General features: G+C 69.4%; 12 protein-coding genes, 1 tRNA gene and 1 pseudogene. 4 read left to right on the top strand and 10 right to left on the bottom strand.

What is annotated here, in order from left to right; genetic code table 11:
- Positions 1–80: 80 nt before the first annotated feature.
- Positions 81–659 carry an NAD(P)H-dependent oxidoreductase gene (locus tag ASE35_RS06260; RefSeq protein WP_057159463.1) on the bottom strand — a complete coding sequence of 193 codons (579 nt, stop codon included), beginning with the start codon at positions 657–659 and terminating at the stop codon, positions 81–83.
- A 117-nt stretch (positions 660–776) separates the two neighbouring features.
- On the opposite strand from ASE35_RS06260, the pseudogene ASE35_RS06255 reads away from it, so the two are divergent.
- Positions 777–1,655: pseudogene (locus ASE35_RS06255) on the top strand (LysR family transcriptional regulator); the annotation flags it as partial.
- A gap of 166 nt (positions 1,656–1,821) precedes the next feature.
- Positions 1,822–1,911 (top strand) — tRNA-Ser (locus ASE35_RS06250).
- 48 nt (positions 1,912–1,959) lie between these two features.
- On the opposite strand, the gene ASE35_RS06245 is transcribed toward ASE35_RS06250, so the two are convergent.
- The 5 genes from ASE35_RS06245 to ASE35_RS06225 all read right to left on the bottom strand — a co-directional run bounded on the left by ASE35_RS06245 (position 1,960) and on the right by ASE35_RS06225 (position 6,821).
- Entirely contained in the window at positions 1,960–2,775 is an 816-nt protein-coding gene (locus ASE35_RS06245) for an aminotransferase class IV family protein (protein WP_057163247.1), read from the bottom strand.
- Between the two features lie 225 nt (positions 2,776–3,000).
- The gene (locus ASE35_RS06240) at positions 3,001–3,243 is read right to left on the bottom strand and encodes a hypothetical protein (RefSeq protein ID WP_056175144.1); all 243 of its coding nucleotides are present in this window, start codon (positions 3,241–3,243) and stop codon (positions 3,001–3,003) included.
- Between the two features lie 191 nt (positions 3,244–3,434).
- On the bottom strand, positions 3,435–4,802 hold the full coding sequence (locus ASE35_RS06235) for a phospholipase D-like domain-containing protein (RefSeq protein ID WP_057163246.1): 1,368 nt from the start codon (positions 4,800–4,802) through the stop codon (positions 3,435–3,437).
- A gap of 86 nt (positions 4,803–4,888) precedes the next feature.
- A complete protein-coding gene (locus ASE35_RS06230) occupies positions 4,889–5,692 on the bottom strand; it encodes an isocitrate lyase/phosphoenolpyruvate mutase family protein (protein WP_057163245.1) in 804 nt (267 codons plus the stop codon).
- Positions 5,693–5,912: 220 nt separating this feature from the next.
- A complete protein-coding gene (locus ASE35_RS06225; RefSeq protein ID WP_057163244.1) occupies positions 5,913–6,821 on the bottom strand; it encodes a M20/M25/M40 family metallo-hydrolase in 909 nt (302 codons plus the stop codon).
- Positions 6,822–6,963: 142 nt separating this feature from the next.
- On the opposite strand from ASE35_RS06225, the gene ASE35_RS06220 reads away from it, so the two are divergent.
- Entirely contained in the window at positions 6,964–7,611 is a 648-nt protein-coding gene (locus ASE35_RS06220; RefSeq protein ID WP_056175131.1) for a response regulator, read from the top strand.
- A 508-nt stretch (positions 7,612–8,119) separates the two neighbouring features.
- Here ASE35_RS06220 and ASE35_RS06215 read toward each other — a convergent pair.
- Positions 8,120–11,431 carry an Rne/Rng family ribonuclease gene (locus ASE35_RS06215; RefSeq protein WP_057163243.1) on the bottom strand — a complete coding sequence of 1,104 codons (3,312 nt, stop codon included), beginning with the start codon at positions 11,429–11,431 and terminating at the stop codon, positions 8,120–8,122.
- Between the two features lie 518 nt (positions 11,432–11,949).
- On the opposite strand from ASE35_RS06215, the gene ASE35_RS06210 reads away from it, so the two are divergent.
- Positions 11,950–12,909 (top strand): RluA family pseudouridine synthase, encoded by a 960-nt coding sequence (locus tag ASE35_RS06210; protein WP_056175124.1) that lies wholly within the window; start codon positions 11,950–11,952, stop codon positions 12,907–12,909.
- A 9-nt stretch (positions 12,910–12,918) separates the two neighbouring features.
- On the opposite strand, the gene ASE35_RS06205 is transcribed toward ASE35_RS06210, so the two are convergent.
- From ASE35_RS06205 to ASE35_RS06195, 3 genes are all read right to left on the bottom strand, one after another.
- A complete protein-coding gene (locus ASE35_RS06205; RefSeq protein WP_235570001.1) occupies positions 12,919–13,230 on the bottom strand; it encodes a hypothetical protein in 312 nt (103 codons plus the stop codon).
- Positions 13,227–14,006 (bottom strand): energy transducer TonB, encoded by a 780-nt coding sequence (locus tag ASE35_RS06200; RefSeq protein WP_057163241.1) that lies wholly within the window; start codon positions 14,004–14,006, stop codon positions 13,227–13,229. The genes ASE35_RS06205 and ASE35_RS06200 overlap by 4 nt, the downstream gene beginning before the upstream one ends.
- A gap of 166 nt (positions 14,007–14,172) precedes the next feature.
- A complete protein-coding gene (locus ASE35_RS06195; protein ID WP_082611134.1) occupies positions 14,173–14,907 on the bottom strand; it encodes an energy transducer TonB in 735 nt (244 codons plus the stop codon).
- Positions 14,908–14,928 lie beyond the last annotated feature (21 nt).

Raw genomic sequence — 14,928 nt, 5'->3', positions numbered from 1 at the left:
GCCACCAAACAAGAACGCCGGGCCTGCGTGCAGGCCCGGCGCGGTGCCGGCGAGGGGAGGGCGCCGGCTCGGGGAGGGAATCAGGCGGCCAGACGCAGCGGGGTCGGGATCGACGCGTGCGCCTGGGCCAGCGCGTCGCTGCGGTGCTGCGGCGAATAGGCCACGCCCTCGGCGCGTACGAACTCGACCTGGTCGATGCCCAGGAAGGCGAACACCTGGCGCAGGTAGGGCTCCTGGAAGTCGGTGGGCGCGCCGGCGTGGAAGCCGCCGCGACCCGTGGCGACGATCACGCGCTTGCCCTTGGCCAGGCCTTCCGGCCCGTTCTCGGTATAGCGGAAGGTGCGGCCGGCGACGGCGACACGGTCGATCCAGGCCTTCAGGGTCGAGCTCACGCCGAAGTTGTACATGGGCGAGCCGATCACGATCACGTCGGCGTCCAGGAACTGCTGGATCACGCGCTCGCCCTCGTCGGCCTCGGCCGGATCGGCCTTGGCCAGGGTGCGACCGGTAAGATGCGGGATCGGCTCGGCGTCCAGGTCGCGGTACTCGACCTTGAGCGCCGGCAGAGCGTCCTGCCAGCGTGCCACCACGGCCGCGCTAAGCTCGCGGGTCACGGAATTGGCGCCCAGGGCGCTGGAATCGATGTGCAGGAGTTTCATGGCTGGCCTCGGTGGGCGGTTGCGGCGGCGCCGCGTTGAGGCAAACTGTAGTTCGTTGCAAAAATAGGATAAAGCTGGTTTAATATCACTTACTGTTCTGAATTCGGAACTATAGCCATGCACGATCTCAACGACCTCTACTACTTCGCGATGGTCGTAGACCACGCCGGTTTCGCCGCCGCCGAGCGCGCGCTGGGCATACCGAAGTCGCGTCTGAGCCGGCGCATCAGCCAGCTCGAGACCGATCTGGGCGTGCGCCTGCTGCAGCGTTCCACGCGGCGCTTCGCCGTCACCGACGTCGGCAACAGCGTCTATCGCCACGCCCAGTCGATGCTGGCCGAGGCCCAGGCCGCGCGCGAAGTGGTGGACCGCCTCAGCGCCGAGCCGCGCGGCGTGATCCGCGTCAGCGTGCCGGTCGGCCTGGCCCAGCAGCAGTTGCCCAAGCTGTTGCCCGAATTCCTGGCCAAGTACCCGCAGGTGCGCGTGCAACTGCACGTCAGCAACCGCCGCGTCGACATCATCAACGAAGGCATCGACGTCGCCTTGCGCGTGCGTTCCAAGCTCGACGACGACGGCAGCCTGGTGATGCGCAGCTTCGGCCAGATCCAGGAACTGCTGGTCGCCAGCCCGAAGTACCTCACCCGCATGGGCCGCCCCAAGAACCCCGACGAACTGTCCGACCATGTCACCCTCAGCATCAGCGAGGACGACGCTCGCCAGCGCTGGGAGCTGCACGGCCCTGACGGCGAAGTGCGCCGGGTCGAACTCAAGCCGCGTGTGATGGGCTTCGATTTCCCGATGCTGATGGCGCTGGCCGAACAGGGCGTGGGCATCACCCTGCTGCCGGAAACCGTCTGCGCCGAAGCCGTGCGCCGCGGCGAACTGGAAGTGGTGCTGCCGAACTGGCGCCTGCCGCAAGGCATCTTCCACGCCGTGTTCGCCTCCCGCCGCGGCCTGCTTCCGGCGGTGCGCGTGTTCATCGACTTCCTGGCCGAAAAGGCCCCGTCCCTGGTCGAATCCGCGCGTCTGCAGTGCAGCGACATCAAGGGCGCCCCGTGCCCCGACGGCGTCGCCAAGAACGACGCCAAGGCGCGCAGCAAGACCGCGGCGTGAGAGAATCCCGCGGCGTCGCCGGCCACGCCCGGCGCCGCGACCCCGCTACGGAGAGATGGCCGAGTGGTTTAAGGCAGCGGTCTTGAAAACCGCCGAAGGGTTAAACCTTCCGTGGGTTCGAATCCCACTCTCTCCGCCAACATTTGCGGAACATCGCAAACAGCATCGTCTTGTTCGCTGTTCGTCGTTATGGCGTGTGCTGCAGCTCGGCCTTGTGAGCACTCTGTAGCGCCTGCATAAAAATCGGCGCCTGCGGCAACGCGATCGGTCCGATATCGCTCACCGCGACTCCGGGTGTCCACGAGTTCATGACCGCAGCGCCCGCCAGGCCGGACAAATCGGCCAGTCGCATTTCTTGATCGCGCTGCGCCACACCTAGCCGATCCAACTGCCGCCGCACGATCCCCATCGTCGTGCCGATCAGCATGTCCGCGATCGGCCACACCACGGCTTCGCCATCCCAGAACACCAGATTCCAGATCGAGGCTTCGCTGAGGCGGCCGTGGCGGTCCACGAAGGCGGCGTCGTCGAAACCTTGCGCGACGGCTGCGCGCAGGTAGTGGGTTTTGGCGACTTCGCCTACGTGCTTCACGTTGGGGAGCGGGCGTTCGTAGTCGAAGGTGGCCAGGGATAGCGGGCCTGCGGGGCCGGTGGCGGCGGGGCTGGTGCGGATCAGGACTTCGGGTTCGATGTCGGGGCCGGCGACGACGAATTCGCCAGACGGCGAGTAGACCGTGGCGGTCAGCGAGAGGTCGGCCGGGCCGGCTGCGATGGCGCTGCGCAGGTAGGCGCGGATGCGTTCGTCGGGCAGGGCGCGGCCGTACATCTGCATCGAAGCGGTGCGCAGGCGGTCCAGGTGCAGGTCGAGGCCGCGGATTTTGCGGTCGCGGACTTGCATGGCGGTGAAGTGGGCGTGGCCGGCGAAGGCGAGTGGGGCGAGGGTTTCGGCGTTGGCGTCTTGGCCGTTGCGTTGGGTGACGTAGGTGGGCGAGGCAGTGAGCATGGCGGGGCACTCCAAGGATTAGGCGCTGCATTGCCCGTAGAAGAGCAGTGCAGCGGTTCGATGGGTGCGACTATCCGCCGCGGTTTCGATGTGGAGAAACGAATGTTTCTTGTTGGGGCTTCAAGTTTGGTTTGAAGTCTGGGACGCGTCGTAGGTGGGGTTACGTGGTCGCGGCTTATGCCGCACCTACCCCAAAGCGGGGTTGGCGTTGGGACGCGGGTGCGGCTATTTGCGGATATCGAAGCCGGGGTTGTCGTTGATCGAGCCGTCCGGTTCCAGCACGGCGTAGCGGCCGTCGGCGTGGAAGACCACCGGTATCGGTTCTTTGAACAGCGGGCGGCGCACGAAGCGCAGGGTCCAGCGGAAGTGTTCCAGCGTCTCCAAGGCGGACAGCTGTTCGGGCGTCAGGCCGGCGCGCAATTGCGCATCGGTCGGTTCGGCGGTGCGTCGGCGTTCCTTGTCCGGCATGTGGTGCGGCCCCGTGTAATGCCTGGCGTGGCTGACAGTCTGGTGTCTCGGCAGAGAATAAGGCGTGAGCGTGCCGGCGGCGCGGTCTTTCGCGGCATGGAAGCACGGAATCGGCCGCCAGACTTTGAGCGCGCGTAAAAGTTGTGATCTGAATCCCCAATCGGCGTGGCCGATGGTGTCAGCGGACGTGCTTAGAGCTGGAAGGCGATCGCGCGCACCGCGCCTTCCAGCAGGTCGGCGCCCATGCCGGCCGGGCGGGGCTGGTAGGCCTGGGATTCGCCGCGTCGGGCGTCGATCCATTGGGCGAGCCAGTCGATTTCGTGGCGGCCGTAGAACAGCACCGAGGCCTCGTGGTTGAGGAACAGGCTGCGCAGGTCGAGGTTGATCGAGCCGCACATCGCCAGGTCGTCGTCGAACACCACCGCCTTGGCGTGCAGCATGCGCGGGTGCAGCCAGAAGCGCGCGCCGGCCGCGGCCAGGTCGCGCATGGAGCGGCGGCGGGCGAGGTCGGCGAGGCGGTGGTTGGATTGCGCGGGCAGGACCAGGTCGACTTGGATGCCGCGCAGCGCGGCCAGTTTCAATGTCTGTTGCAGGCTGTCGTCGGGCACGAAATAAGGCGTGACCGCGAGCAGGCGGCGGCGCACGCGGTAGCCGCCGGCGACCAGCAGGGCCTGGGCGCTGTCCTCGGGCAACTCGGGGCCGCTGGGCAGGAATTGGGCGGCCGCGACCAGCGGTTGCGCGGGCTGGGGCACGGATGCGGCCAATGCGGGCAGCGGCCGGTGCACGGCCTTGCACCAGTCGCGCTCGAAGCGGTCGGCGGCGTCGGCGGCGACGGCGCCGTCGATGGTGAACGACAGGTCCAGCCAGGCCGGGCGCTCGGGCCGATCGAGGAAGTACTCGATGGCGAGATTGCGGCCGCCGCTCCACAGGCGCTGGCCGTCGGCGATCGCGAGCTTGCGGTGATTGCGCAGATTGCGCGGCGCTCCATCGGGGCGGCCGAGCAGACCACGGAAGAACGCGACCTCGGCGCCGCTGCGGCGCAAAACGCGCAGGGCGGCGCGATCGGTGCGCAGCGAGCCGACGCCGTCCAGCAACAGCCGCACGCGCACGCCGCGTTGCTGGGCCGCGGCCAGCGCCTGCAGTACGCGCGCGCCGACCTGGTCGCTGCCGAGGATGAAGCTGCACACGTCCAAGCGCTGGCGGGCGCCGTCGATCAGCGCCAGCATCGATGCGAGCGCGGCCGTGCCGTCGGCGTCGAACTGCGTGTTCGCGCTGGCCGGCGTGGGCAGGCCCAGCGAGACCAGCAGTTCGGCGGCCCAATGCGTCTGCGCTTGCGTGTGCGCACGCAGGTGCACGCGCTCGCGCGTGAGTTTGCGCCGGCCGAAGGCGAGATACAGCGGCAGCGCGAGGTAGGGCAGCAGGGCCAGCGCGATCACCCAGGCGATCGCGGCCGCGGGCGCGCGGCGTTCCTGCGCGCCGCGCGTGGTCAGGACATAGATCAGCACCGCCAGCGCGGCGGCGGCCAGGTGCGCGAAGGTGCCCGTCAGCCAATGGAACATGCGTCTGCCTCGGCGCTAGCGCCGCGCCGGTGGAGCCGGCGCGTGCGCGTTGCAGGCAATGTACACCGGCGCCGCGCGCCGCCGCGTCAGCGTGCGGCGAACAGCGCGTTGATGTCGGCGTAGGGCATGGCGCCGGCGGACAGCGGCGCGGAGTCGCCGTCGCGGAAGAAGCCGCTGGCGAGCTCGGCGGCGCGCGCGAACAGGGTCTGCGACAGGCCGGAGCCCGCGCTGAGGCGGCGCACGCCCAACTGCGCCAGCTCCGCCGCGGCCGGCAGGCCCGGGCGTGCGAGCACGTTCACCGGCAGGGGCGTGCCAGCGACGACGTCGGCGATATCGCTGCGCTCGACGATGCCGGGCACGAACAGGCCGTCGGCGCCGGCGTCGCGGTACAGCCGCGCGCGCGCCAGGGTGGCGCCGACGCGCTCGCCTTCGGGGGCGAGGCCGCGCAGGTAGATGTCGGTGCGCACGTTGACGAAGAGGTCGACGCCGGCCTGGGCGCAGGCGCGCTTGATCGCGTCGAGCTTGGCGCACAGCGCCTCGGGCGTGCCGTCGCCGTCTTCGAGATTGATGCCGACCGCGCCCAGCGCGCCCAGTCGAGCGATCGTCGCGCCGACTGTGGCCGGATCGTCGGAATAGCCGCCTTCGGCGTCGACCGTCAGCGGCACGCGGATCGCGCGCGCGATGCTTTCCACCGCGGCGTACAGGCGTTCGACCGGCAGCGCGTCGCCGTCGGCGTAACCGTTCGACCAGGCCAGGCCTGCGCTGGTGGTGGCGACGGCTTTCGCGCCCAGGCTTTCGATCAAGCGCGCGCTGCCCGCGTCCCAGGCGTTGGCGAGCAGGAGCAGGCCGTCCTGATGCAGACGGCAGAAGGCGGTGGCGTGGTCGGTCATTCGGTGCTCCGGGGGAGAGGGCTGGATGCGGTGATGCTGACAGCTGGGCGCGATGCCGACTCGCCGGATTCGGACAGCGCCGTGGCGCTGTGCTTGGGGTCGCGTCGGCGGGTATCGATCACGATAGCCTGCGTGTCGCTGGCAACCTGTGCGGCGCTTGCGAATTCGCCGCAAGACGGGCGCGCGCTCGCGGCGGCAGCCGCCGCGAGCGCCGATCGCGTTACGGCGCGGACTGCGCGTCCCAACGGCGCAGCGCGCGTTCCACCGCATCCACGCCGCGCGCGGCCGCGACCGCGTCGACCTGGCTGACGGTGTCGGCGTCGCTGTGGATCACCTGCATCACCTTCGGCACCGGCTTGGGCTTCTTGCCGGCGAACGCTTCCAACGTCAGCGGAATCTCCGCCGCGCCGAGCAGCGAGTACGACACCGCCGGCCAGCCGGCCTTGAGGAAGGCCAGATGATCGGACGGCGGGTATTTGTCGCCAGCGGACAGGCTGATACCGGTTTCGTCGGTGGCGGCGCGCGATGCGGCGACCAGCGGCTGATTGGCATCGGGCGTCATCATCCACAGCGTGTCGCCCCAGCCGAACACGTCGAAATTGACGTACAGCGCGGGCTTGACCTTGCCGTCGGCGACGTAGGCCTTGGCGCCGAGCAGGCCGCGTTCCTCCAGGTCCCAGAACGCGACCGCGACGCGATGGTGCCGCAGCGGTTCGCGCTTGAAGCGTTCGGCCAGGGCCAGCACCGCCGCGCTGCCTGAGGCGTTGTCGGTGGCGCCGCGGCCGACGTCTACCTTGTCCGAATGCGCGCCCAGCAACAGCAGCGGCGCATCGGCCGAGCCGGAGACGTCGGCCAGCAGGTTTTCGCCGCTGTGTTCGCCGGCGCTGAACGGTACGGCGCGCCACTGGATGCCCAGGCCCTGCAGGCGGCGCTGGATCACCGCGCGGCGGTCGCCAGCGGCCTGGCTGTCGGACATCGCGACCACGTCGGCCAGCCAGCCGGCGGCGGCGGGTTGGCTGGTGGCGTCCACGCTCGGCGGCGGTGCGGCCGGTGCAACCGGCGCGGTTTGCGCGCAGGCGGCGATCGCGAGGCTGAGCGCGAGGACGACAAGACGGCTTTTGTGCGGCATTTGGGTTCCTTCGCCTAACGAATTAGCTGGAGTTTGCACAGCGCGGCAATGGATCGAATGTGCCAAAGGTTCGCGACTGCTTGCGTGCCCCGCGGGCGCCGCGTAGCCTCGTTTGCGGCAGGCCGCAGCGGCCGGGGACAGCATGACGATACGCGTTTACCTTGTCGACGATCACGCGCTGGTGCGAACCGGCATGCGCATGATCTTGTCGGCGGAAACCGACATCGAAGTGGTGGGCGACGCCGAAAGCGGCGAGCTCGCCTTGCCGGAAATCCGCAAGCTGCGTCCCGACGTGGTGCTGTGCGATCTGCATCTGCCCGGCTACAGCGGGCTGGAAGTGACCGAGCGCGTGATCAAGGGCGACCACGGCACGCGGGTGATCATCGTGTCGGTGCTGGAGGACGGGCCGATGCCGCAGCGCCTGCTCGCGGCCGGCGCCTCGGGCTACGTCAACAAGGGCGGCGACGCCGCCGAGCTGTTGCGCGCGGTGCGCGACGTCGCGCGCGGCAAGCGTTATCTGGCCGTCGCGATCGCCCAGAACATGGCTTTGGCCAAGGTCGACGGCGGCGCGTCGCCGTTCGACGAATTGTCGCCGCGCGAAATCGAAATCGCGCTGTTGCTGGTGCAGGGGCTGCGTCAGGAAGAGATCGCCAAGCGTCTGAGCCTTAGCGCCAAAACCGTCAACACCCACAAGACGCGCTTGTTCGCGAAGCTGGGCGTGGTCGACACCATCGCGCTGGCGCGCTTGGCCGGGCAGTACGGTTTGGCGGATCCGGCGCACGCGTTGTAAGCGGCGCCGCAGGTTACGCGGCATGCTTCGCCGCTTATGGTTCGACACGCGCGCCGCGTACGCCTCCTGGGGTTTCTTCACCTTGCTTGTCTTCCCCCTTTGCAAAAGGGGGATTGAGGGGGATTTGCTTTTGCCTTGTCACGGGCCCGCCGCTCATGGTTCGACAAGCTCACCACGAACAGCTCGTGGAGCTTCTTCGCCTTGCTTGTCTTCCCCCTTTGCAAAAGGGGGATTGAGGGGATTTGCTTTTGCCTTGGCGCGGGCCCACCGCCCATGGTTCGACGGGCTCACCACGAACGGCTCGTGGGGTTTCTTCGCCTTGCTTGTCTTCCCCCTTTGCAAAAGGGGGATTGAGGGGGATTTGCTTTTGCCTTGTCACGGGCCCACCGCTCATGGCTCGACAAGCTCACCAAGAACGGCTCGTCACGAACGCCTCCGTTCCTAGCCCCCAAATAGAAACGGGCCGCAGCTAGCGGCCCGTTTCCTGTCGCACTACGACCTCACCCGATCAGGCGTGACGGTCGCCTTCCTTGGGCTCGTCGTCCGCATCGGCCTGGCCTTCGACCGCGGCATCGGCAGGTGCCGGCGTCGCCGGACGCGGCGGCTGCGGGACCGGATCGAACAGGCTGGCGGTGTGCGGCATCGACGGCGCGACGGCTTCCGCCTTCGCTTCGACCGCCGGCACCACGGCCGGCGTTTCGACCACGGTCTCTTCGATCGCGACCGGTGCCGGCACGACTTCGGCTTCGACCACCAGCGGGGCGACGACTTCAGGCTCGACCACGACCGCGGTGGGCGTCACGACGGCCGCTTCGTCGGCCTTGGGCGCGACGGGCTGGGCGTACTGCGGCGCGATCACGACCGGCGCTTCGACGGGCTTCGGTGCCTCGTAAGCCTGCGGTGCTTCGTAGGCCTTGGGCGCTTCGGCCTTCGGAGCCTCATAGGCCTTCGGAGCTTCGTACGCCTTCGGTGCCACGTAGGCGCTAGTGGGCGCTTCCGTCTTGGCGGCGGCGACCGGCGCTGCTTCCACCGGAGCGGTGGCGACCGGCGCGATCGCGGCCGCCGCGGCGGCGGCCGGCGTCGGCTCCACGGCCGGGGCGGTCTCGACCGCCTGGACGGGGGCCGCGGCCGCGGGCACGACCTGTTCGGCGGCGTTGTAGCTGCGCGTGGGCTCGTGCGGTTCGAACACCGGCTGGGTGTCGAAGGACGGCGCGGCGGCCACGGCGGCGGCGACCGGTGCCGCGGTCGCGACCGCGCTGGGCGCGGCCGGAGCGGGCGCCGAAGCCGGAGCCGGCTTGGCCGGTGCCGAGGCATCGTCGTCGAAATCGAACTCGGGCTGCGAGCGGTTCGCGGCCGCGACCGGCGTCGCGCCCGGCTCGTCGCCGGCTTCGTCGTCGTCGTCGTTCAAGACATCGTCGTGCAGCTGCGATTCGCCGGCGGCGCCGGCTTCGCCCGCACCGCGACGACGGCGGCGACCGCCGCGACGGCCACGGCGGCGACGGCCGCCGCTTTCGCCGGCGGCGTCATCGGCTGCGGCGCCGTTCTCGTTGCTGGCATTGACGGCGTCTTCGCGCTTGATCGCTTCCTCGGCGGCCACGGCTTCGCCGGTCGCGGCGGCGACGGCGGGCAGGGCAGCGGCGGCGGCGATCGCGGGTGCGTTCAGCGCGTCGGTGTCGGGCTTGGGCTGCGCTGCGGCCGGCTTGGGCTCGCGCGGCGGACGCGGGGCGTTGTTGGCCTGCGCCTGCTGCGGGGCGTTGCCCGTGCGCTGCTCTTCGCCCTGCGGTTGCTGCTGGGGCTTGGGCTGCTTGGGCTGCTGCGCCTGCTGCTTGGGCGGGTTCTGCGGCTGCGCTTGCTTGGCCGGCTGCTCCTGCTTGACGCGCGGCTGCTGCTGGCCGCCCGGGGCCTGCTGCTGGGCCTGCGGCTTGTCGCGGCGCTGCTCGTCGCGGCGACCGCCATCGCGGCCGCCCTTGCCGTTGCGGCCTTCGTTGCGGCCGTCGCGGCGCTGACCGCCGTTGCGGTCGCCGCGTTCGTTACGGCCGCGGCCGTCCTGCGCGCGCGCGGCCGGAGCCGGCGCGGCGGGGGCAGCGGCGGCGCCGCCGCGGAACAGGTTAATGAGGCGTCCGAACAAACCGACCTGCGGCGCCGCGACCACCACCGGCGCCGGCACCGCGAAGGCGGCCACGGCGGCCGGCTCTTCGCGCGGCTCGCGCATCGGCGCGGGCTGGGCGGGCTTGACGTTGGTCACCATCGGCGCATCCGGAATGTTCAGATGGGCCTTGGTCAGGGCGTGGGTCGGCAGCTTGCGCGGGGTGCCGCGCTGGTAGCTGGGCTTGCTGGATTCTTCGCCCAGCTCGTTCTCGCGGATGCGGGTGACCTCGTAGTGCGGGGTCTCCAACTGCTCGTCGGCGACGATCACGATCGGCGAGTCGTGGCGCTGTTCGATCTCGCTGAGCGCGCGGCGCTTTTCGTTGAGCAGGTAGTTGGCGATCTCGGTCGGGGCCTGCACCAGCACCTGGCCGGTGTTCTCCTTCATCGCGTGCTCTTCGGCCACGCGCAGGATCGACAGCGACAGCGACTCGACGCTGCGCATGCGGCCGTGGCCGTCGCAACGCGGGCAGACCAGCTGGCTGGACTCGCCCAGCGACGGGCGCAGGCGCTGGCGGCTCAGCTCGAGCAGGCCGAAGCGCGAGATGCGGCCGATCTGGACGCGCGCGCGGTCCTGCTTGAGGGCATTTTGCAGCTTGTTCTCGACCTCGCGCTGGTGGCGGTTGGACGACATGTCGATGAAGTCGATCACCACCAGGCCGCCGAGGTCGCGCAGGCGCATCTGGCGGGCGACTTCCTCGGCCGCTTCCAGGTTGGTGTTGAACGCGGTTTCCTCGATGTCGCCGCCCTTGGTGGCGCGCGCCGAGTTCACGTCGACCGCGGTCAGGGCCTCGGTCTGGTCGATCACCAGGGCGCCGCCGGAGGGCAGGCGTACGGTGCGCTCGTAGGCGTTCTCGATCTGCGACTCGATCTGGAAGCGGTTGAACAGCGGGGTATCGTCGCTGTACTTCTTCAGCTTGCGCAGGTTGTGCGGCATGACTTGTTCGACGAAGTCGCGCGCCTCGGCGTACATCTCGTCGGTGTCGACCAGGATCTCGCCGATGTCCGGGCGCATGTAGTCGCGCAGGGCGCGGATGATCAGGCGCGATTCCTGGTAGATCAGGAACGGCGAGGGCTTGCTCAGGGCGCCCTCGGCGATCGACTTCCAGACCTGGAGCAGGTAGTCCAGGTCCCATTGCAGCTCTTCGGCATCGCGGCCGACGCCGGCGGTGCGGATGATCACGCCCATGTCGTCGGGGATGGCCAGCTTGTCCATCGCCTCCTTGAGGGCGGCGCGGTCGTCGCCCTCGATGCGGCGCGAGACGCCGCCGGCGGTGGGCGAGTTCGGCATCAGCACCATGTAGCGGCCGGCCAGGGAGATGAACGTGGTCAGGGCGGCGCCCTTGTTGCCGCGCTCTTCCTTATCGACCTGAACCACCACTTCCTGGCCTTCGCGCAGGAGCTCGCGCAGGCCGGCCTTGTTGTGGTCGACGCCGGCCTGGAAATAGTCGCGGGAGATTTCCTTCAGCGGCAGGAAGCCGTGGCGCTCGGCGCCGTATTCCACGAACGCCGCTTCGAGCGAGGGCTCGAGGCGGGTGATGCGACCCTTGTAGATGTTGGACTTCTTCTGTTCCTTGGCCGGTTGTTCGATGTCGATGTCGTACAGGTTCTGGCCGTCGACGATCGCGACGCGCAGTTCTTCCGCCTGCGTCGCATTGATCAGCATGCGCTTCATTGTTGCGTTCCTCGCGCGCTCTACCGCGCGGAACGCCATGGCGTTTCGCTATCTGGGAACCGAAGCCCCGCCGTCGCGGCCTGTACGCTGCAGGGCGGTAAACCGCTCTGCGCCCGGCGCGCGCCGGCGAAACTTCCACTACCAGCGCTTCTACACCACGGCACGCCGCGGGAGCGCTTGTTTCTTTATTGCCTGACTTTCGGACCGGCGACGCGAACGTCGCTCGGGGCGGGGGCCCGGCGGCAGCCTTCGGTTCGAACCGGGGCGCCGCGCGGGTCGTGTTCATCGCGATGGTGTCGCCCCTGCGGGAGAGCCACCGGGCGAGGGCGGGTTCCGCCGGACCGTCGCTGCTAACATGGCTACCCCGTGGGCAGTGGTTAGACGCGGACCGGAATCGCGAGGAGGGGCTTTCGGCCCACATCCTGCGGTCATGCCCATCTGGCGCGACCTGCAGGACAACTCCCAGCGAAATCAAAACCTTATCTCGCGTCGCGAGTGTAACAGATAACGCTTTCCGGATGACCTCTCCAGCCAACACCGCCACGGGCCCCGGGGCCCGCACTATTCGTGTGCCGGACGACCGTGAAGGTCAGCGGCTCGATAACTTCCTGCTCGGCCAGCTCAAAGGCGCGCCGCGTTCATTGATTTATAAGCTGGTCCGTTCGGGCCAGGTCCGGGTCAACGGCGGCCGCGCCAAGGCCGAGCGCAAGCTCGAGGCCGGCGACGAGGTGCGCATTCCGCCGGTCCGTCTCAGCGAGGTCGGAGAAAAAGCGGCCCCGCCCAAGGGCTTCATGGACGCCCTGGACGCCGCGATCGTGTTCGAGGACGCGCGCCTGCTGGCCCTGAACAAGCCCTCCGGGGTGGCCAGCCACGGCGGCAGCGGCATCAGTTTCGGCGCCATCGAGACCCTGCGCGCGCTGCGCCCCGGCCAGACCCTGGAGCTGGTCCACCGCCTGGACCGCGACACCTCGGGGCTGCTGATCGTGGCCAAGAAGCGCTCGGCCCTGACCGAGATGCAGGCCCTGATGCGCGAGGACGGCGGTATCGCAAAACGCTACCTGGCCCTGCTGACCGGGCGCGTGCCCGACGGGGTGATGAGCGTGGATGCACCGCTGCACATCGGCCTGCGCCAGGGCGGCGAGCGCCACGTTCAGGTCCACCGCGACGGCAAGGCCTCGCTCAGCCATTTCAAGGTGCTGGAGCGGCGCGGGGGGCAGTCCTATTGCGAGGTCCGGATCGAGACCGGGCGCACCCACCAGATCCGCGTGCACGCCCAGCACATCGGCCACGCGGTGGCCGGCGACGACAAGTACGGCGACCCGGAGGCCAACAAGCGCCTGCGCGACCAGGCCGGCCTGCGCCGGCTGTTCCTGCACGCCTCGACCCTGGAGTTCGCGCTGGACGGCGGCCGCGAACCTTATCTATTGAACGCGCCGCTGGCGCCGGAGTTGATCGAGGTGCTGGATCGGTTGGCTTGATCCAGCGAGTCATTGGCCCACCAGGGAGTGGTGCGCCTTGGCGGCCAGATAGCAGTCCACGCACACCACCGCGAAGTCGTTGAACGCCCGGAAGGCCTCGGTCATGTCGCCTTCGGCTTCGAACTTGGCTTCGCAGGCATGGCACCAGGCCTGAAGGTCGTTCGGGTCGTCGCTGTTCTCGATGAACCCCGCCCTGGGGAGGTCGCTGCCGCCGAGCAAGTGGCGGCAGATGACGGTGGCGATGCGCTGGCCGTGTTCGCCGCAGTTGAGCATCAAGGGTTCGAGATCGCTGCCCATCGTCGTCTGTCGGTGCTTGCTCAACGCACCTCGATCGCCGTGCTGCTGCGCAGTTCGCCGTCGACGCGGACTTCGAACAGGTAGGCGCCCGCGCTCAGCGGCTGTGGCGTGGCGTAGTCGAGGCTGCTGAATTCGGCGTGCGCCGGGGGTTCCAGGCTGCGGCTTTCTTCGTGCACCACCGGATACAGGTCGGGGTTGTCGCTGGCCTTGGGGTCGGCGCGGCGCAGCGCCAGCCTGAGCTCGAGCTTGGCGGGTACGTACAGGCCGATCTTCGCGCGCAGCGGTTGGCCGACCGGGGGTGGGGTGAGCTGCGCGGCGCCTTGCGCGTCGACCAGGGCCACGCTCACGCGCCGGCAGCTTTCGGACGAGACCTCGGGCAGCACGAAATCGACCGGAATGCGCGCCCGCGACGGCGTGGCCTGGCCGTTGAAGATCTCCGGGGTCCAGCGCGTCTCGCGGGCGGCCGCAAACGCGGCGCGGTCGAGGTTGCGGTTGCGCGAGCTGTGTTCGATCCCGACGTCGAGCACGTCGCCTTCGGCCCCGATCGTCACGACCAAAGTGGTAGTGCCGGAGATGCGCATGCAGGCTTCGGCGTCGGGGTAGCGCACCCGCATCGGGGTCTTCATCTTGGCGTCGCGCTGGCGCAGGCGCGGATCGACCACGCGTGGCGGTGTGTCCCAGCCGCCCTGCGGCGGCGAGGGAGGCGGCGGAAGCGGCGTTTGCGCGTGAACCGCGGCATACGACGACAACAGGATCAGCGCGAACAGGGGTGCGGCGCGGCGTGCAAGGGTACGGATCATGTAAAACGAGGCCTCCCCAGGTCTCGGTGGGATGCGCTGCCGCCGCCATGACGGACGCGGACGCCATCATCGCCGATTCGCGCTCGCTCGCCGTGCAGTCGCCCGATACCTTGCGGCAGGCCGTGCGCGGCTTGCGGCAGCGCCACCGGCGCGCGCACGGAACGCCTCAGCGCACTTCGAATTCGTGGTGCGCGCGCGGCTCGCCGTCGACCAACACGTCCAGCGCGTAGCGCCCCGGGCTGGGCGGCCGCGGCACGCTTGCGTCGAACGAGCTGCGACGCTCGTTGTCCGGTCGCTCCAGCTTGCGGCGCTGTTCGTGGATCGGGGATTCGCTCTGCGACGGCGCGCCGATGCGGCGCAATTGCAACCGTGCTTCCAGTACGGTCGGCACGAACAATTCCACCCGCATCTCGATCGGCTCCGCGGATGCGGGAATAACGTCCTCGCCGTCGTCCCCGAACAGGGTGATCTCGACGCGCCGACAGTACTCGCGCGGCTCATCGTCCGACACGAACTTCACCGCCAGGGGCAGGCTGGCGGCGACCGCTTCGCCGTTCACGATTTCGGCCTGCCAGCGCGTGCGACGCGCGCCCTCGGCCGCCGCGCGGTCTAGTTCGGCGCTGCCCGAGCTGCGTTCGATCTCGACCGCCGACACACTGTCGTCGGCGCCGACGGTGACGACCAGGCCGACGGTGCCCTCTATGCGCAAACAGGCCTGATCGCGCGGATAGCGCGGTTGCACTGCCGAGCGCGCGGCGAGCGGGCGCTGCGGCTTGCTCGGATCGATCGCGACCGATGCCGGCGGGCCAGGTGGCGCGGGCGGGGTTTGCGCGATCGCACTGCCGGCCAACAGGATCAGCGCGAGTGGCCACAGCCTGCGGCGATTCGGACGAACGGACATGGTGGCGCGGCTCCCCGGAGC

The organism is Lysobacter sp. Root916, assembly GCF_001429785.1.
Taxonomy (GTDB): Bacteria; Pseudomonadota; Gammaproteobacteria; order Xanthomonadales; family Xanthomonadaceae; genus Lysobacter.
The sequence above is the reverse complement of the archived record's forward strand: the minus strand, read 5'-3'. Positions and strand labels throughout refer to the sequence as shown.